Here is a 15058-nt window from a genome sequence, read left to right on the forward strand (position 1 = left end):
ACTCGTCGTGACGCTGAAGGGCGGCAGCAACAGCGGCCTGCGCGATGATGCTCAACTGATCGGCTTCCAGGGCGACGCCAACGCGCCGATCGCGGTGCTTCTCGCGATAGCGGTGTGTCATTCAACAATGGTGGCGGCTGATCCACCGCTATCGCGAGCAGGCTCACTCCTACAGGCGGCTCAGTGTTTGGGCGGATACTCGCGGTGCATCTGCTCCAGCAGCGCATCCTTGTCCAGCCACAGCTGATTGATCCAGCCCTGAAACTGCAAACGGTACTCGCCGTCCTGGTCGTAGTTCTTGCCGATGAAGGCCGGCGGGATTTTGATTTCTTCAAAATGCACCACCACATCGCGCACGTTGCCGCAGAGCAAATCCCAGAACCCCGGTCGTCCGGCCGGGTAATGAATCGTCACATTGACGATCGACTCCAGCTGTTCGCCCATCGCATCGAGCACAAAGGCGATCCCGCCAGCCTTGGGCTTGAGCAAATACTTGAACGGCGACTGCTGTTGCGCATGCTTGCCTTCGGTAAAGCGTGTGCCTTCGACGAAGTTGAAAATCCCCACCGGGTTATGCCGGAATTTTGCGCAGGTCTTGCGCGTGGTCTCCAGATCCTTGCCTTTCTTTTCCGGATGCTTTTCCAGATACGCCTTGGAGTAACGCTTCATGAACGGAAAGCCCAGCGCCCACCAGGCCAGACCGATCACCGGCACCCAGATCAGCTCCTGCTTGAGGAAAAACTTCAGCGGCTGAATCTTGCGGTTGAGCACGTATTGCAGGACCAGAATATCCACCCAGCTCTGGTGGTTGCTGGTGATCAGGTACGAGTGCTGATAGTCGAGACCCTGCAGGCCGCTGAGGTGCCAGCGGGTGCGCCGTACCAGATTCATCCAGCCCTTGTTGTTGCTGATCCACGCCTCGTGGGTGTGGCTCATCAGCCAACCGGCAATGCGCTGGGTAACGGCAAACGGCAGGGCCTTGACCAGCGCCACGCAGAACAGGAACGAGCAGAGCAGAATCGTGTTGAGCGCCAACAGCAGCGAGGCGATCACGCCGCGCACGGGTGCGGGTAGAAAATCCAGCATTTACACATCCATAGGTCGGTTGGCGGCTTGAATCGCGGTGAGCGCGATGGTGTAGACGATGTCATCGACTTGCGCGCCGCGCGGCAAGTCGTTCACCGGTTTGCGCAGGCCTTGCAGCATCGGCCCGAGGCTGACGCAATCGGCGCTGCGCTGCACGGCTTTGTGCGTGGTGTTGCCGGTGTTGAGATCGGGGAACACGAACACCGTGGCGCGTCCGGCGACCTGACTGTTCGGCGCCAGTTGCCGGGCGACGTCGGCGTTGGCCGCAGCGTCGTATTGCAGCGGGCCGTCGATCAACAGTGAGTTTTGTTGCTCATGGGCGAGCAGGGTCGCCTCGCGGACTTTTTCGACTTCTTCACCGCGGGCCGATTCGCCGCTGGAATAACTGATCATCGCCACCCGTGGGATGATGCCGAATGCCGCTGCTGAATCCGCGCTTTGCAGGGCGATCTCCGCCAGTTCGGCAGCGCTCGGGTGCGGGTTCATCACGCAGTCGCCGTAGACCAGCACTTCTTCCGGGAAGAGCATGAAGAACACTGAAGACACCAGCGTACAGCCCGGCGCGGTCTTGATCAGTTGCAGGGCCGGGCGGATGGTGTTGGCGGTGGTGTTGATCACCCCGGACACCAGCCCGTCGACCTCATCCAGCGCAAGCATCATGGTGCCGATCACCACGGTATCTTCCAGTTGCTGCTCGGCCATCGGTGCGTTGAGGCTTTTGCTCTTGCGCAGGGCGACCATCGGTTCGACGTAGCGTTCGCGGATGTGGTCCGGGTCGAGAATTTCCAGACCCGGCGGCAGCACGATGCCTTGGGCGCGGGCGACCGCTTCGACGTCTTCGGGTTTGGCCAACAGCACGCAGCGGGCGATCCCGCGTTCCTGGCAGATCGCCGCCGCTTGCACGGTGAACGGCTCGCTGCCTTCAGGCAGGACGATGCGCTTGTTCGCCGCCTGCGCACGCTGGATCAATTGATAGCGGAACACCGCTGGCGACAGGCGCATTTCCCGTGGCGTGCCGCAGCGCTGGTGTAGCCAACTGGCGTCGAGGTGGCTGGCGACGAAATCGGTGATGATCTCCGCGCGCTCGCGGTCATCGATCGGGATTTCCTTGTTCAGGCCATTGAGCAGGTTGGCGGTGTCGTACGAGCCGGTGCTCACCGACAACACCGGCAAACCGGCCTGCAACGCGCCCCGGCACAGGTCCATGATGCGTGGGTCGGGCAGGGTGTCGCTGGTCAGCAGCAGGCCGGCCAGCGGCACACCGTTGATGGCTGCGAGGCTGACAGCGAGGATGATGTCGTCGCGATCACCCGGCGTCACCACCAGCACGCCGGGCTTGAGCAGCTCGACGGTGTTGCGCATGGTTCGTGCGCAAATGATGATTTTGCTCATGCGCCGGGTTTCGTAGTCACCCGCGTTGAGCACCTGCGCGCCCATCAGGTCGGCGACGTCGCGGGTGCGCGGCGCGTTGAGTTCCGGCTGGAACGGGATGCAGCCGAGCAGGCGGAAGTCACCGCTGCGCAGCAACGGCGAATGCTCTTTCAGACGCTTAGCGAAGGCGTCCATGCTCTCATCGGTCCTGACCTTGTTGAGGATCACGCCGAGAACTTTCGGATCTTTCGGGCCGCCGAACAATTGCGCTTGAAGCTCGACCCGACCAGAGAGTTCGGCGAGCACTTCGTTTTCCGGCGCCGAGACCAGAATCACCTCGGCATCCAGGCTCTTGGCCAGGTGCAGATTGACCCGCGCGGCGTAACTGGCGCTGCGAGTCGGCACCATGCCTTCGACCACCAGCACATCCTTGCCGACTGCCGCTTGCTGATACAGGGCGATGATTTCTTCGAGCAACTCGTCGAGCTGACCGTCACCGAGCATGCGCTCGACATGCGCCAGGCCCAACGGTTGCGGCGGTTTCAAACCGTGGGTGCGTGCCACCAGTTCGGTGGAACGCTCAGGGCCGGTGTCGCCCGGGTGCGGCTGGGCGATCGGTTTGAAGAAGCCGACTTTCAGGCCGGCGCGTTCAAGCGTGCGCACCAGCCCGAGGCTGATGGAGGTCAGACCCACGCCAAAATCGGTGGGTGCGATAAAAAAAGTTTGCATGGGAATTCTCTATGCAAGGGTGTCAGCCTATGTCTGGCCGACTACCGAAATTCAGTCGCCAAGGTTAGCGCTAACCGAGCCCTGTGCACACCAACCGCAGGCAAAGGGTTGACCTGTTTTTTCAATACGTTGCGCCGGATCCAGGACCCAGGCGCGGGTTTGCCATGGCGGCTGGTGGCGCAGGTGCTGGGTGTGGCCACAGGAAAGCTCGACCACCCAGTGGCCGTCTTCGTCCTGATGGAAGCCGGTGATGGTCGAAACCCGTTTGTCCGGGTTGTGGTCGCTTTCACGCGATTGCTTCGCTAAACTTGGCCTTTCTATATTCTTATGCAAAAGGTCTCGCCCCATGCTGATCGCCGCCAATAAGGCTGTCTCCATCGACTATACCCTGACCAACGACGCTGGTGAGGTCATCGACAGCTCCGCCGGCGGCGCTCCGCTGGTTTACCTGCAAGGCGCAGGCAACATCATCCCGGGCCTGGAAAAAGCCCTGGAAGGCAAAGCCGTCGGTGACGAGCTGAAAGTGGCCGTTGAGCCGGAAGACGCTTACGGCGAATACGCCGCCGAGCTGGTCAGCACCCTGAGCCGCAGCATGTTCGAAGGCGTTGACGAGCTGGAAGTCGGCATGCAGTTCCACGCTTCGGCGCCGGACGGCCAGATGCAGATCGTCACCATCCGTGATCTGGACGGCGACGACGTCACCGTTGATGGCAACCACCCTCTGGCCGGTCAGCGCCTGAACTTCGAAGTGAAGATCGTTGATATCCGTGACGCCAGCCAGGAAGAAATCGCTCATGGTCACGTCCATGGCGAAGGTGGCCATCACCACTGATTTTCTGCGCTAAGCTTCGAGTACTGGAGAGGCGCCTGTGGGCGCCTTTTTAGTCCGCGGCTGTCCTTGGTGGCCTCGCCAAGTGGCTGTTTCGAGTAGAACACGAGAATCCTGGAGTTCGGCATGAGTGCTTTTCACGACCTTAAGTTGACAGCCCTGGATGGTCAGGAGCTACCGCTGGCGCCGTTCAAGGGCCAAGTGGTGCTGGTGGTCAACGTGGCCTCCAAGTGCGGCTTGACCCCCCAGTACGCAGCACTGGAAAACCTCTATCAGCAATACAAAGGCAAAGGTTTTACCGTGCTGGGCCTGCCGTGCAATCAGTTTGCCGGTCAGGAGCCGGGCTCTGAGAAAGAAATCCAGGAGTTCTGCAGCCTCAACTATGGCGTGACGTTTCCGTTGTCGAGCAAGCTCGAAGTCAACGGCCACGAGCGGCATCAGTTGTATCGCCTGCTGGCGGGTGAGGGCGCCGAGTTTCCCGGTGACATCACCTGGAATTTCGAGAAATTCCTGCTCGGCAAGGACGGCCGGGTGCTGGCGCGGTTTTCGCCGCGAACGGCGCCGGATGATCCGACCATCGTGCATGCGATAGAAAAAGCGCTGAGCTGAAAAGCATGATCAAAAGATCGCAGCCTTCGGCAGCTCCTACAGGGGGACCACAAACTCCGTGTAGGTGCTGCCGAAGGCTGCGATCTTTTGCTTTTCATTCTTTTAATCCTTAATCACCAAAATCAATAATGCTGTTCAAAGGCTCCGGCTCTCCATATTATCGCCGTCATAAAGCGATCGCCATGGAGCCTCCCGATGCCTGTTCAAGCCCTGTTCAAACCATTCCACCTCGGTGCCCTCGAACTGCCGACCCGCGTGGTCATGGCGCCAATGACCCGCTCGTTCTCGCCGGGCGGCGTGCCCAATTCCAAGGTCATCGAGTACTACCGTCGGCGCGCGGCGGCTGGCGTCGGTTTGATCATCACCGAAGGCACGACGGTGGGCCACATCGCTTCCAACGGCTATCCGAATGTTCCGCAATTCTTCGGTGACGCGCCGCTGGCCGGCTGGAAAAAAGTCGTCGACGCCGTACACGCCGAGGGCGGCAAGATCGTCCCGCAACTGTGGCATGTCGGCAGCGTACGCCGCCTCGGCACCGAGCCGGACGCCAGCGTGCCGGGCTACGGCCCGTCGGAAAAACTCAAGGACGGTCAGGTCGTGGTTCACGGCATGACCAAACAGGACATCCAGGACGTGATCGCTGCGTTTGCCCAGGCTGCCAAAGATGCGCAGAGCATCGGCATGGACGGCGTGGAAATCCACGGCGCCCACGGCTATCTGGTCGATCAGTTCTTCTGGGAAGGCAGCAACCAGCGCACCGACGAATACGGTGGCAGCCTGGCCAACCGCTCGCGCTTTGCCATCGAATTGATTCAATCCGTGCGCGCGGCCGTCGGTGAAGGCTTCCCGATCATCTTCCGCTTCTCGCAATGGAAACAGCAGGATTACACCGCGCGTCTGGTGCAGACCCCCGAAGCGCTTGGCGAGTTTCTCCAGCCGCTGTCTGACGCTGGCGTGGACATTTTCCACTGCTCGACCCGCCGCTTCTGGGAGCCGGAGTTCGACGGCTCGGATCTGAACCTGGCCGGCTGGACGCGCAAGTTGACCGGCAAGCCGACCATCACCGTCGGCAGCGTGGGGCTGGACGGCGAGTTCCTGCAGTTCATGGTCAACACCGACAAGGTCGCGCAACCGGCCAGTCTGGAAAACCTGCTGGAGCGTCTGAACAAAGAGGAGTTCGATCTGGTGGCGGTAGGCCGTGCGCTGCTGGTCGATCCGGACTGGGCGCAGAAAGTTCGTGAAGGGCGCGAGCAGGATATCCTGCCGTTCAGCCGGGAGGCGTTGATGACCTTGGTCTAAGCGGCGCCAGTTCGAACCATTCGCGAGCAGGCTCGCTCCCACCCTTGATCGCATTTCATATGACGGAATGCGGTGCCCATGTGGGAGCGAGCCTGCTCGCGAAAGCTGTTTTTATGTCGACGAAAATCTAAGGTTGTGTCTGCGCCCGAGGAATCGCTTGCTCCCCGATACAAGCCCCGCGCAAATACCCCTCGAACTGCTCGATAATCGCCGCCCACCCCTGGCGACTGCCATGCTGACGCGCATTCAACCTAACGCAGCGCAACCGCTCATCCTCCTCCAGCAACCACGCCGCCGCTTCGCAAAACGCCTGCTCATCGCCGGGCATGGCTGACACGCCGTTGTAGCCGTGGCGAATATGTTGCGCCGCCGCTGCCTGGTCGTACGCCACCACGCCGAGTCCCGAAGCCAAGGCTTCCAGCACAACGTTGCCGAAGGTTTCCGTCAGGCTGGGAAACACGAAAAGATCACCGCAAGCATAGTGCGCCGCCAGTGCTTCTCCACGCTGAGCACCGCAGAAAATCGCGTCCGGCATTTGTTTTTCCAGCAATGAACGCTGCGGGCCATCTCCGACCACGATCAGTTTCAAACGGCGCTGTGGATAGGTTCCTCGCAGGGTGTCAAAGCAACGCTTGAGCAGTCCCAGATTCTTCTCCGGGGCGAGCCGTCCTACGTGAATCACAGCGATATCCTGCTCGGACAGTCCCCATTGCTCACGCAACGCGTTCTGCCGTTTGCTCGGGTGGAACAGCTGGCTGTCCACTCCCCGCGACAACAACGCCAGGCGCTCGAAGTGCCGGCGCTCCAGCTCCAGGCGTTGGCTGACGCTTGGCACCAGGGTCATTGCCGAACGATTGTGAAACCAGCGGAGGTAGTGGGTGAGCAAACGTGTCAGCAGCTCCAGACCATACTGGCTGGTGTACTGCTGAAAGTTGGTGTGGAAGCCGCTGACGACCGCAATCCCCAGGCGCCGCGCGGCGCGCAATGCCGACAACCCGAGCGGGCCTTCGGTGGCTATATAGAGAACGTCCGGACGCTGGCGTTTCCAGCGGCGCAGCAATTTATGCATCGACGACTGGCCCCATTGCAGCCCCGGATAGCCCGGCAGCGGCCATCCGCGACACAGCAACAGCGCATCGTCTTGGCTGCGCTGCGGATCACCGGCCTGACGTGGGCGCACCAGCTCCACCCGATGCCCGCGCGCGCGCAAGCCCTCGCACAAGCGGCCAAGGGTATTGGCCACGCCGTTGATTTCCGGTGGGAAGGTTTCGCTGATGAGGGTGATGTGTAGAGCTGTCGTCATGACCTCAGTGTCGGCTGAGGCCATGTCGACGTTGTGACGTTCGGATGACGGATTTGTGACGCGATCAGTGTTGTATCACCAGATTCTCGGCACCACGCTCGCGCACCCAGAACAACGTCGCTCCCGCCACCGCTGCCGGCATCATCAGAATGTTGACCACCGGAATCAGCAACACCAGATAGACAATCCCGCCAAAACTCATGCTCTGCCAGCGCTTCTGCCGCAGCCAGGCGAGCATCTCGTTCCAGCCCAGTTTGTGGTTGTCCGCCGGGTAGTCGATGTACTGGATCGCCATCATCCACACACCAAACAACAACCACAGCGGCGCGGCGACGATGTTCACTACCGGGATAAACGAGAGGATGAACAAGCCGATGGCGCGCGGCAGGAAGTAGCCGAGCTTGCGCATTTCCCGGGCCAGAGTGCGGGGGATCATTGCGATCAGTTCGCCCCAGCTGAACGCCGGGAAATCATCGGTGCCGCGCACGACCACTTCGACTTTTTCCGCGAGAAAACCGTTGAACGGTGCGGCAATGATGTTGGCGAGCATGGTGAATGTGAAGAACACCATCAAGGCCACGAGGACCACGAACAGCGGCCACAGAATGTAGCTGAGGAAACTCAGCCATTCAGGCAACGACGGCATCAGCGTGTCGACCCACAGGCTGAACTGGTGGCCGGCCAGATAGATCAATCCGACGAACAGCACCAGGTTGATCGCCAGCGGCAGCAACACGAACAGGCGCAAGCCCGGGCTCAAGACCAGTTTGAGGCCTTCGCGCAGGTATTGCGGGCCGGACAGAACGGGGGCGGGCATAAGGTGCTCCGAAGCTAGGGAAAACGCGCCGACGTTACCGGCTTTGTCGCAGCGGCGAAAGCGTGGCAGAGCGATCGACATTCACTGTAACAAAGACGCTCATCTGGTCAGCGACTCGGCATAGAGACCACCTATGAGCTGGATTGTTAAACCGTATTTCCTTAATCTTGCCCCCCTCGATACGCTGCACCCAACTTTTTACAGGACTGTCGAGTTCAAGCCTTCCCCAAGGTGTCCACGGTCCTTTTTTATTCCGCCGGCAGTCCGGCGTCCGCGCCAGATCTTTCATGGCCGGCCAACAGGAGCAGATTCATGTCTGAAGTCCGTCATTCGCGAGTGATCATTCTCGGTTCCGGCCCTGCCGGTTACAGCGCTGCGGTCTACGCGGCCCGCGCCAACCTCAAGCCACTGCTGATCACCGGTATGCAGGCTGGCGGTCAACTGACCACCACCACCGAAGTCGACAACTGGCCGGGCGATGTTCACGGCCTGACCGGTCCGGTGCTGATGGAACGCATGCGCGAGCACGCCGAGCGTTTTGAAACCGAGATCGTGTTCGATCACATCAACGCCGTGGACTTTGCAGCCAAGCCGTACACCCTGACCGGCGACAGCGCCGTCTACACCTGCGACGCGCTGATCATTGCCACTGGCGCCAGCGCCCGCTACCTGGGCCTGCCGTCGGAAGAAGCGTTCATGGGCAAAGGCGTGTCGGCCTGCGCGACCTGCGACGGGTTCTTCTATCGCAACAAACCGGTCGCCGTGGTTGGCGGTGGCAATACTGCTGTGGAAGAAGCGCTGTATCTGGCCAACATCGCCAGCACCGTGACCCTGATCCACCGTCGCGAAACCTTCCGCGCCGAGAAGATCCTGATCGACAAGCTCAACGCCCGTGTGGCCGAAGGCAAGATCATCCTCAAGCTGAACGCCAACCTGGACGAAGTCCTCGGCGACAACATGGGCGTCACCGGTGCGCGTCTGCGTAACAACGATGGCAGCTTCGACGAGATCAAAGTCGACGGCGTGTTCATCGCCATCGGCCACACCCCGAACACCTCGCTGTTTGAAGGCCAGTTGACCCTCAAAGACGGTTACCTGGTGGTGCACGGTGGCCGTGAAGGCAACGCAACGGCCACCAGCGTCGAAGGCATCTTCGCTGCCGGTGACGTGGCTGACCACGTTTACCGTCAGGCGATCACCTCGGCCGGTGCCGGTTGCATGGCGGCGCTGGACACCGAGCGTTACCTGGACGGCCTGCAGAACGCCACGTTCTAAGACCGCAGGGCACAAAAAACCGGCCAGAGACGGCCGGTTTTTTTGTGCTCGCTATTCACCGCCACCACCAATCCAGTGTGGGAGCGAGCCTGCTCGCGAAAGCGGTCTATCAGTCGACATCAACGATGAATGTCAGTCCGTCTTCGCGAGCAGGCTCGCTCCCACAGGGGGTATGGGTGGCTGTTGGGATCAGCGGCGGCTCAGGGGTGGCGCGGTGAACTTTACCCCGGCCAGGCCGTGCTTGATGAGCGCGCGGATGTTGCCGTGATCGCTGCCCTCAGGCGTCGCCAGCACCGAACGGTAATGCTCGCCGAACGCCAGCAACGCTTCTTCATCGCTCAAGCCTTCCAGCAGGGCCAGACCCAGCGTCTTGCACGAACCTTCGTTTTGCCCGGCAGCGTTTTCCACGCCGCCATTGTTGAACGCTTGAGGCTGGTAGTCGTAACCGGCGGCAATGAATGCAAGGGTGTCGGCAAAAGCGTGTTCGCCGCTCTTGAGGCTGGCGCGCAGGGTGGTCAGATCAGTCATTGGGTTTTCCTTTGGCGAACGCCGCTTGCTGTTCGGCGCTGGCTTCTTGCTGGTATTGGGCCTTCCACTCGGCGTAGGGCATGCCGTACACCACTTCGCGGGCGTCATCGAGGCTGACCTCGATCTGACGTTGGTCGGCTTCAGCCTTGTACCACTTGGACAGGCAGTTGCGGCAGAACCCGGCGAGGTTCATCAGGTCGATGTTCTGCACGTCCTTGCGGCTGTCGAGGTGAGCGACCAGTCGGCGGAAGGCGGCGGCTTCGAGTTCCAGGCGTTGTTGATCAGTCATGGGAGTCTCTGCGAGACAGCTTCAAGCGGCAAGCTTCAAGCTGCAAGATGGGTGTCGGTGAACGAAGTTTACAGCTTGCGGCTTGAAGCTTGTAGCTAGCGGCTTGCCGCGAGCGTGATCGATACCGACTCGGCAAAGCGCAGCGCGTGGGGTTTGTCGACTTCGACTTCGGCGTACAGCACCGATGCATTGGTCATCACCAGATCGAGCAATTCTTGCGTCAGGCGTTCGAGCAGCGCGAAGCGGTTGCCTTCGACGTGAGCGATGATCGCTTTGGTGATGGTGCGGTAATTCAGCGCGTGGTCGATATCGTTGTCGCGCACCGCTTCTTGAGCTGCGTACAGGATGGTCAGATTGATCAGCACATCCTGTTTGTTGAGGATTTCGTCCTCGTTGATGCCGATAAAGGTGCGCAGGCGCAGATCCTTGACCCGGATGCGCGCCATTCCCGGTTGAAGTTGTGGCATTGATTAGCTCCGTCCAGACTATTGCAGGCGTTCTGGTGGATCTTACTCGACTCGCGGCCGAAGCGGGACGGCCTATTTGACGTGCCGGCCGCCGTTGACGGTGAGCGTCGTGCCGGTGACATAGGGATTGTCGAGCAGATAGCGCAGGCTCTGGTAGATCACTTCGCTGCCGGGCTCGATCCCCAATGCAGATTTGGCCAGTGCCTTGGCGCGGTAGGCGGCGTCGTCGTCGGGGTTGAACAGCACCAGTGCCGGAGCGATGCCGTTGACCTTGATGGCGGGCGCAAAGCGCGCGGCAAACGACAGGGTCAAGCTGTCGAGGCCGGCCTTGCTGGCGCAATAACCGATGTGTTTGCTGCTGCCCTTGCGGGTCACGTCGTCGCTGATGTGGATGATGTCGGCTGGCGTCGAGCGCTGCAGCAACTCGGCGCAGTGCAGGTTGATCAGATACGGCGCGAGCATGTGAATGTTGAGCATGCGACTGAAAGCTTCAGCTTCGCTGCCCTGGGTTTCCGCCAGCCATTCGGAGGCGTTGTGCACGATCGCGCGCAAACTGTCGGTGTGGGCTTTCAGCACTTCGATAAAGGCAAGAATCCCGGGCTCACCGGAAAAGTCCGCGTACAGGCCTGTCGCGCCCAGATCGTGCAATCGCTGCACGCCCGGGCGTTCGGTCCGGTACGTGAAGATGACCCGATGGCCATCCTCGAGCAGACGCTGCGCACAGTGCAGGCCGACACGCTGGCCGGCGCCGGTGATGAGGATCGGGGCTGCGGAATCTGGCATGGGCGGCTCGTATCGCGGTTGAAGCGAAAACTATAACAGGCTCGCCGCCCCTTGGAGATCAACGATTCTGCGTCGACGCCGTGGCCGGTAATAGCCTCGTCGGCGTGCTGTTCAACCAGTTTGCCAGCAGGCGCGTCGACAACGGGATGAAGAAATACACCATCAGCGGTGTCAGGCAAGCCGTGCCGATCAAGATGCGTGGCAACAGACTCAGCTCAGCCAGCAGCGGGCCGAGGACAAAATTGAATATCAGCGACACCGGGAAAAACGCCAGCCAGATCGCCACGGCCTGTTTCCAGCGCGGTGGGCGTTGCCCGGCAGCGCCGAACCAGCCTTCGATGCCGCTGACCCGATGCTCCTTGGGGTGTTCGAACAAGTCGCTGCCGCGGTTCAGCCAGGCTGTGCGCGACGCAGAATATTCCCACGCATGCAGCGTCTGCTCATCGACAAAACGGAAAATGATCTGGAATTCATTATCGCCGGGCGGTGGCGCAAGGACGCCGGAACCGAGGTAGCCGGGGAAGTCGGTAGCCAATTGTTCGCCTTCGCGCAGCCAGGCGATCAGATCGTGATAACGGCCATCGGCGACGCGACGCGCTACCATCAGCGTGACGGGGGAAGTAGACATTTTGTATCTCCGTATTTCGAGTGCGTTGCTCCGGGTAAGAGCTTCGCCTGACGCAGGCCGGGGTAGAGGCCTGCGCTTTATTACAAGCAAGGATTATTCCTGATTTTGTCGATTAAACCAGCCACTTTCGTCGCAGATCATTACTTGAACGCTTGCGCCCCATCATGTTTAGAATGGGATCCAATTCACCGACATGGAAGTTGACCGCCAGATGCCTGCAATCACGGACATTCGCCCGGCTTCGACAGTGCCCGTCACGCTCGAGCGTGAGGAGCTGTTTCCCATCCGCGAAGTGGCGCGCCTGACCGGCGTCAACCCGGTGACCCTGCGTGCCTGGGAGCGTCGCTATGGATTGATCCAGCCGACCCGCACCGAAAGCGGGCATCGCCTGTATTCAATGAACGATATCGAGCGCGTTCGCAGCATTGTCGACTGGATCGACCGCGGCGTGGCCGTGAGCAAGGTCGGCAAGATCCTGGCGAAGACAGAGCCCTTGAAGGTGCTGGCGAACTTCATCCCCGAAGACCATGTGCAGGCCGATTACAAGCAATGGCAGGAGCAGATTCAGCAGGCGGTGAGTGCGTTCGACGACCAGCAACTGGATCGCGTTTATGGACAGATCTTCTCGTCGTACACGCTGCCGGTGGTGTTTGAGGCCATCATCATGCCGTTGTGGCGGCAACTGCTGCAGCGGCAGGAGGCTTTCGGGCAAACCAGCGAATGGTTGTTTCTCGACGGTTTTCTCAGAGTGCGTGTGTTGCAGCGCATCGTCATGCTGCGTGGCGCGCAGCCGCGGCGAATAATCGTCAGTGCGCTCGCCGGGCAGTGTCGTGAGCTTGAGTTACTGGTGGCGGCGCTGTTTCTCAGCGGCAACGATTCCGGCGTACGGGTGCTGACCACCGGCCAACCCTTCGACGAGCTGACGCTGGTCTGCGAAAAGGTCAAACCTCAGGCACTTGTGCTGTTTTCCAATCATGCGCCCGGGCCAGAGCTGCCCCGGCGCCTGAATCGTCTGGCGCTGAGCCTGGATTGTCAGTTGATGCTGGCGGGCGATGCCTCCGAACTGGCCGAAGACAGCCTGGCCGGCTCGGCAGTGGCGTGCCTGGGGAACGAGGGCGGGACAATGCGGCAACGCATGAAGCAATTCATGGCAGGCAAGCTGGATACCTGAACCTCAGGCGTGCAGGGCGGGGTGGGTCAGCCGATGCTGTTGCAGAATGAACTGGCGCAGGCGCTCGGTTTCGTCGGCATCGGTCTGGCTCAGTTCGTAGGCGTAGAAACCTTGCTCGGTTTCACGCTCGAAATGGCCGCGTAACGAGATACGCTCATAACCGGAAGGGCTGAACCACAGGGCGAAGTTCTTCGGTGGTTTGGTCTTGTTGCGCACTTCCAGCAATACGCCTTTGTGCGAGACTTCGTGCACCCACAGCATGCCAGGCTGGCCCTTGGCATTTTCCAGCGCCACCGGCTCTTCAAGTACCAGGCGCCACGGGCGCACCATCGGCCCGTCTTCATAAATGCTCGGCACACCGAGACGCAGATGCAGTGCGTGAAACTCGTCTTCCACCAGATGCAGCGGAAAAGTCATCTGCTGATTTTCGAAGTTCGCCTGGATCGTCACTTGCTCATGAGCGGCAAGACGGGTCAGCAGATCACGGATCTGCGAACCGCCATTAACCAGCAGACTCGACGTCGCATCCCGCACATTCAGTTGCGGGTTGTGCTGCATGGTCTGGATGAAATCCAGCTCGTCCTGGGTGAGGAGGGCGTCGCGCTGCATGGTTAACTCGAAGTGAATAGTTACAAAGTCATTGGTGATTGTAGTTAATGACCGTCAGTTCGCGGTTTTGTTTGCGCCGTTCGTCGCTTTGACTGTCGCGAGCTCGCTTTGCAGTGCCGCCACTTGTGCTTCCAGCTGCGCGACCCGTTGCAGCGCCTTGACCTGAACGGTCACATCCTTTTGCACGCCGATGAAATACGTCTGCCCGTCATCGGCATTCTTCACCGTCGACAGCGACAGCTCGTTCCAGAATGGCGTGCCGTCCTTGCGATAGTTACGCAGGATTTCCCGGCACGAACCGCCCTCTCGCAATGTCTCGCGAATCAGCTGCAGACTCGGTTGGTCACGGTCTCCAGCCTGCAGGAAACGACAGTCCTGATAAAGAATCTCCTCACTGGTATAACCGGTCATGCGCTCGAAGGCAGGGTTGACGTAGATGAGAATGTTGTCCTGCTCACCCTCCTTTTCCGCCACCACGATCCCATCGTTCGAGGCATTGATCACCATTTGCAGCAGACTGGCGTTGATCATCCGAGAATCCCTTCCGTTGTGTCAGTGGCAGGCATTCTAGAAGAAAGGCGCGGACTGTCTATAGGCCATCAGCGTGGAGTGTGAGCTGATCGCAACTGCCGCGCGAGGGCTGTTACTATCGCGGCTCTTTTTTTCAGTTTCAGGATCAGATTGATGAAAGTCGCCATCCTCTCCGGTTCGGTCTACGGCACCGCCGAAGAAGTCGCCCGCCACGCCCAGAATCTGCTGAAAGCCGCCGGCTTTGAAACCTTTTACAACTCGCGCGCCTCGCTGGCTGATATTCAGGCGTTCGGCCCTCAGGCCCTTCTCGCTGTGACTTCGACCACGGGCATGGGCGAGCTGCCGGACAACCTGCAACCGTTGTATTCGTCCCTGCGCGATCAGTTGCCTGCTACGTTACGCGGGCTGCCAGGCGCAGTGATCGCCCTGGGTGATGCCAGCTACGGCGACACCTTTTGCGGCGGTGGCGAGCAAATGCGTGAATTGTTTGCCGAACTGGGTGTGAACGAGGTGCAGGAAATGCTGCGCATCGACGCCAGCGAAAGCGTCACGCCGGAAACCGATGCCGAGCCCTGGCTGGCGCAGTTGATGGACGCGCTCAAGGGCTGATTGCCAGACATCCTCGCTGCACCTTGCAAGCGTGGTTGCACTGGAACGGCTACAGGCCGTTTGCCCGGCTGACTCGTTCAGTCATCAAGCTGGCTGCCAATGCAACTACGCGATGCCCCGCGCCT

The 15058-nt window shown here is 60.3% G+C and carries 18 protein-coding genes and 1 pseudogene; 7 read left to right on the top strand and 12 right to left on the bottom strand.

All coding sequences use genetic code 11. The features are described from left to right. A pseudogene (locus tag DCO47_RS27525) lies at window positions 1-103 on the top strand (hypothetical protein); the annotation flags it as partial. Between the two features lie 77 nt (window positions 104-180). Here DCO47_RS27525 and DCO47_RS10750 read toward each other — a convergent pair. Genes DCO47_RS10750 through DCO47_RS10760 form a run of 3 tightly spaced genes read right to left on the bottom strand, consistent with a single transcriptional unit; the run spans window position 181 to window position 3564 of the window. Next, the gene (locus DCO47_RS10750) at window positions 181-1086 is read right to left on the bottom strand and encodes an acyltransferase (protein WP_064364458.1); all 906 of its coding nucleotides are present in this window, start codon (window positions 1084-1086) and stop codon (window positions 181-183) included. Next, window positions 1087-3186 (bottom strand): phosphate acetyltransferase, encoded by a 2100-nt coding sequence (pta, locus tag DCO47_RS10755; protein ID WP_116658070.1) that lies wholly within the window; start codon window positions 3184-3186, stop codon window positions 1087-1089. It abuts the gene before it with no gap. Window positions 3187-3237: 51 nt separating this feature from the next. Then, window positions 3238-3564 (bottom strand): DUF3565 domain-containing protein, encoded by a 327-nt coding sequence (locus DCO47_RS10760; RefSeq protein ID WP_073473919.1) that lies wholly within the window; start codon window positions 3562-3564, stop codon window positions 3238-3240. On the opposite strand from DCO47_RS10760, the gene DCO47_RS10765 reads away from it, so the two are divergent. The 3 genes from DCO47_RS10765 (at window position 3533) to DCO47_RS10775 (ending at window position 5923) form a co-directional block, all read left to right on the top strand. Continuing rightward, on the top strand, window positions 3533-4018 hold the full coding sequence (locus tag DCO47_RS10765; protein WP_016771661.1) for a peptidylprolyl isomerase: 486 nt from the start codon (window positions 3533-3535) through the stop codon (window positions 4016-4018). The genes DCO47_RS10760 and DCO47_RS10765 overlap by 32 nt on opposite strands. Window positions 4019-4141: 123 nt before the next feature. Next, complete coding sequence (locus DCO47_RS10770; protein ID WP_064364456.1) at window positions 4142-4624, top strand: glutathione peroxidase; 483 nt, start codon at window positions 4142-4144, stop codon at window positions 4622-4624. Between the two features lie 195 nt (window positions 4625-4819). Then, window positions 4820-5923, top strand: a complete 1104-nt coding sequence (locus DCO47_RS10775) for an NADH:flavin oxidoreductase (protein WP_116658071.1) — start codon at window positions 4820-4822, stop codon at window positions 5921-5923. Between the two features lie 127 nt (window positions 5924-6050). Here the strand turns inward: DCO47_RS10775 and DCO47_RS10780 are convergent, their stop codons facing one another. Both DCO47_RS10780 and cysZ read right to left on the bottom strand, forming a co-directional pair. Then, window positions 6051-7250 (bottom strand): glycosyltransferase family 1 protein, encoded by a 1200-nt coding sequence (locus DCO47_RS10780; protein WP_116658072.1) that lies wholly within the window; start codon window positions 7248-7250, stop codon window positions 6051-6053. A gap of 40 nt (window positions 7251-7290) precedes the next feature. After that, complete coding sequence (gene cysZ, locus DCO47_RS10785) at window positions 7291-8043, bottom strand: sulfate transporter CysZ (RefSeq protein WP_042607646.1); 753 nt, start codon at window positions 8041-8043, stop codon at window positions 7291-7293. Between the two features lie 312 nt (window positions 8044-8355). Between cysZ and trxB the strand changes: the two genes are divergently transcribed. Next, a complete protein-coding gene (trxB, locus tag DCO47_RS10795) occupies window positions 8356-9318 on the top strand; it encodes a thioredoxin-disulfide reductase (RefSeq protein WP_042607647.1) in 963 nt (320 codons plus the stop codon). 189 nt (window positions 9319-9507) lie between these two features. Here trxB and DCO47_RS10800 read toward each other — a convergent pair whose 3' ends face one another. The 5 genes from DCO47_RS10800 to DCO47_RS10820 form a co-directional block, all read right to left on the bottom strand. Further along, entirely contained in the window at window positions 9508-9846 is a 339-nt protein-coding gene (locus tag DCO47_RS10800; protein ID WP_116658073.1) for a HopJ type III effector protein, read from the bottom strand. After that, window positions 9839-10135: a DUF1244 domain-containing protein gene (locus tag DCO47_RS10805; protein WP_056782977.1), complete on the bottom strand. Its 297-nt coding sequence runs from the start codon at window positions 10133-10135 to the stop codon at window positions 9839-9841. The genes DCO47_RS10800 and DCO47_RS10805 overlap by 8 nt, the downstream gene beginning before the upstream one ends. Window positions 10136-10230: 95 nt before the next feature. Beyond that, window positions 10231-10602, bottom strand: coding sequence for a dihydroneopterin triphosphate 2'-epimerase (folX, locus tag DCO47_RS10810; protein WP_016771653.1), 372 nt, complete (start codon window positions 10600-10602; stop codon window positions 10231-10233). A gap of 72 nt (window positions 10603-10674) precedes the next feature. Further along, window positions 10675-11385 (bottom strand): dihydromonapterin reductase, encoded by a 711-nt coding sequence (folM, locus tag DCO47_RS10815; protein WP_064364452.1) that lies wholly within the window; start codon window positions 11383-11385, stop codon window positions 10675-10677. 58 nt (window positions 11386-11443) lie between these two features. Continuing rightward, window positions 11444-12013 carry an antibiotic biosynthesis monooxygenase gene (locus DCO47_RS10820; RefSeq protein WP_064364451.1) on the bottom strand — a complete coding sequence of 190 codons (570 nt, stop codon included), beginning with the start codon at window positions 12011-12013 and terminating at the stop codon, window positions 11444-11446. Window positions 12014-12224: 211 nt separating this feature from the next. Between DCO47_RS10820 and DCO47_RS10825 the strand changes: the two genes are divergently transcribed. After that, window positions 12225-13184, top strand: a complete 960-nt coding sequence (locus DCO47_RS10825; protein ID WP_116658074.1) for a MerR family transcriptional regulator — start codon at window positions 12225-12227, stop codon at window positions 13182-13184. A 3-nt stretch (window positions 13185-13187) separates the two neighbouring features. On the opposite strand, the gene DCO47_RS10830 is transcribed toward DCO47_RS10825, so the two are convergent. Both DCO47_RS10830 and DCO47_RS10835 read right to left on the bottom strand, forming a co-directional pair. After that, window positions 13188-13793, bottom strand: a complete 606-nt coding sequence (locus DCO47_RS10830; protein WP_042607653.1) for a hypothetical protein — start codon at window positions 13791-13793, stop codon at window positions 13188-13190. 54 nt (window positions 13794-13847) lie between these two features. Beyond that, complete coding sequence (locus tag DCO47_RS10835) at window positions 13848-14324, bottom strand: PAS domain-containing protein (protein WP_116658075.1); 477 nt, start codon at window positions 14322-14324, stop codon at window positions 13848-13850. A 153-nt stretch (window positions 14325-14477) separates the two neighbouring features. On the opposite strand from DCO47_RS10835, the gene DCO47_RS10840 reads away from it, so the two are divergent. After that, complete coding sequence (locus DCO47_RS10840; RefSeq protein ID WP_116658076.1) at window positions 14478-14933, top strand: flavodoxin; 456 nt, start codon at window positions 14478-14480, stop codon at window positions 14931-14933. Window positions 14934-15058 lie beyond the last annotated feature (125 nt).

This window comes from Pseudomonas sp. NDM, from assembly GCF_003105095.1.
Lineage (GTDB): Bacteria > Pseudomonadota > Gammaproteobacteria > Pseudomonadales > Pseudomonadaceae > Aquipseudomonas > Aquipseudomonas moraviensis_A.

Excerpts from the sequence above, each read along its gene's own strand:
- DCO47_RS10750 (WP_064364458.1), bottom strand. The coding sequence starts at position 1,086 with ATGCTGGATTTTCTACCCGCACCCGTGCGCGGCGTGATCGCCTCGCTG.
- pta (WP_116658070.1), bottom strand. The coding sequence starts at position 3,186 with ATGCAAACTTTTTTTATCGCACCCACCGATTTTGGCGTGGGTCTGACC.
- DCO47_RS10765 (WP_016771661.1), top strand. The coding sequence starts at position 3,533 with ATGCTGATCGCCGCCAATAAGGCTGTCTCCATCGACTATACCCTGACC.
- DCO47_RS10760 (WP_073473919.1), bottom strand. The coding sequence starts at position 3,564 with ATGGAGACAGCCTTATTGGCGGCGATCAGCATGGGGCGAGACCTTTTG.
- DCO47_RS10770 (WP_064364456.1), top strand. The coding sequence starts at position 4,142 with ATGAGTGCTTTTCACGACCTTAAGTTGACAGCCCTGGATGGTCAGGAG.
- DCO47_RS10775 (WP_116658071.1), top strand. The coding sequence starts at position 4,820 with ATGCCTGTTCAAGCCCTGTTCAAACCATTCCACCTCGGTGCCCTCGAA.
- DCO47_RS10780 (WP_116658072.1), bottom strand. The coding sequence starts at position 7,250 with ATGGCCTCAGCCGACACTGAGGTCATGACGACAGCTCTACACATCACC.
- cysZ (WP_042607646.1), bottom strand. The coding sequence starts at position 8,043 with ATGCCCGCCCCCGTTCTGTCCGGCCCGCAATACCTGCGCGAAGGCCTC.
- trxB (WP_042607647.1), top strand. The coding sequence starts at position 8,356 with ATGTCTGAAGTCCGTCATTCGCGAGTGATCATTCTCGGTTCCGGCCCT.
- DCO47_RS10800 (WP_116658073.1), bottom strand. The coding sequence starts at position 9,846 with ATGACTGATCTGACCACCCTGCGCGCCAGCCTCAAGAGCGGCGAACAC.
- DCO47_RS10805 (WP_056782977.1), bottom strand. The coding sequence starts at position 10,135 with ATGACTGATCAACAACGCCTGGAACTCGAAGCCGCCGCCTTCCGCCGA.
- folX (WP_016771653.1), bottom strand. The coding sequence starts at position 10,602 with ATGCCACAACTTCAACCGGGAATGGCGCGCATCCGGGTCAAGGATCTG.
- folM (WP_064364452.1), bottom strand. The coding sequence starts at position 11,385 with ATGCCAGATTCCGCAGCCCCGATCCTCATCACCGGCGCCGGCCAGCGT.
- DCO47_RS10820 (WP_064364451.1), bottom strand. The coding sequence starts at position 12,013 with ATGTCTACTTCCCCCGTCACGCTGATGGTAGCGCGTCGCGTCGCCGAT.
- DCO47_RS10825 (WP_116658074.1), top strand. The coding sequence starts at position 12,225 with ATGCCTGCAATCACGGACATTCGCCCGGCTTCGACAGTGCCCGTCACG.
- DCO47_RS10830 (WP_042607653.1), bottom strand. The coding sequence starts at position 13,793 with ATGCAGCGCGACGCCCTCCTCACCCAGGACGAGCTGGATTTCATCCAG.
- DCO47_RS10835 (WP_116658075.1), bottom strand. The coding sequence starts at position 14,324 with ATGATCAACGCCAGTCTGCTGCAAATGGTGATCAATGCCTCGAACGAT.
- DCO47_RS10840 (WP_116658076.1), top strand. The coding sequence starts at position 14,478 with ATGAAAGTCGCCATCCTCTCCGGTTCGGTCTACGGCACCGCCGAAGAA.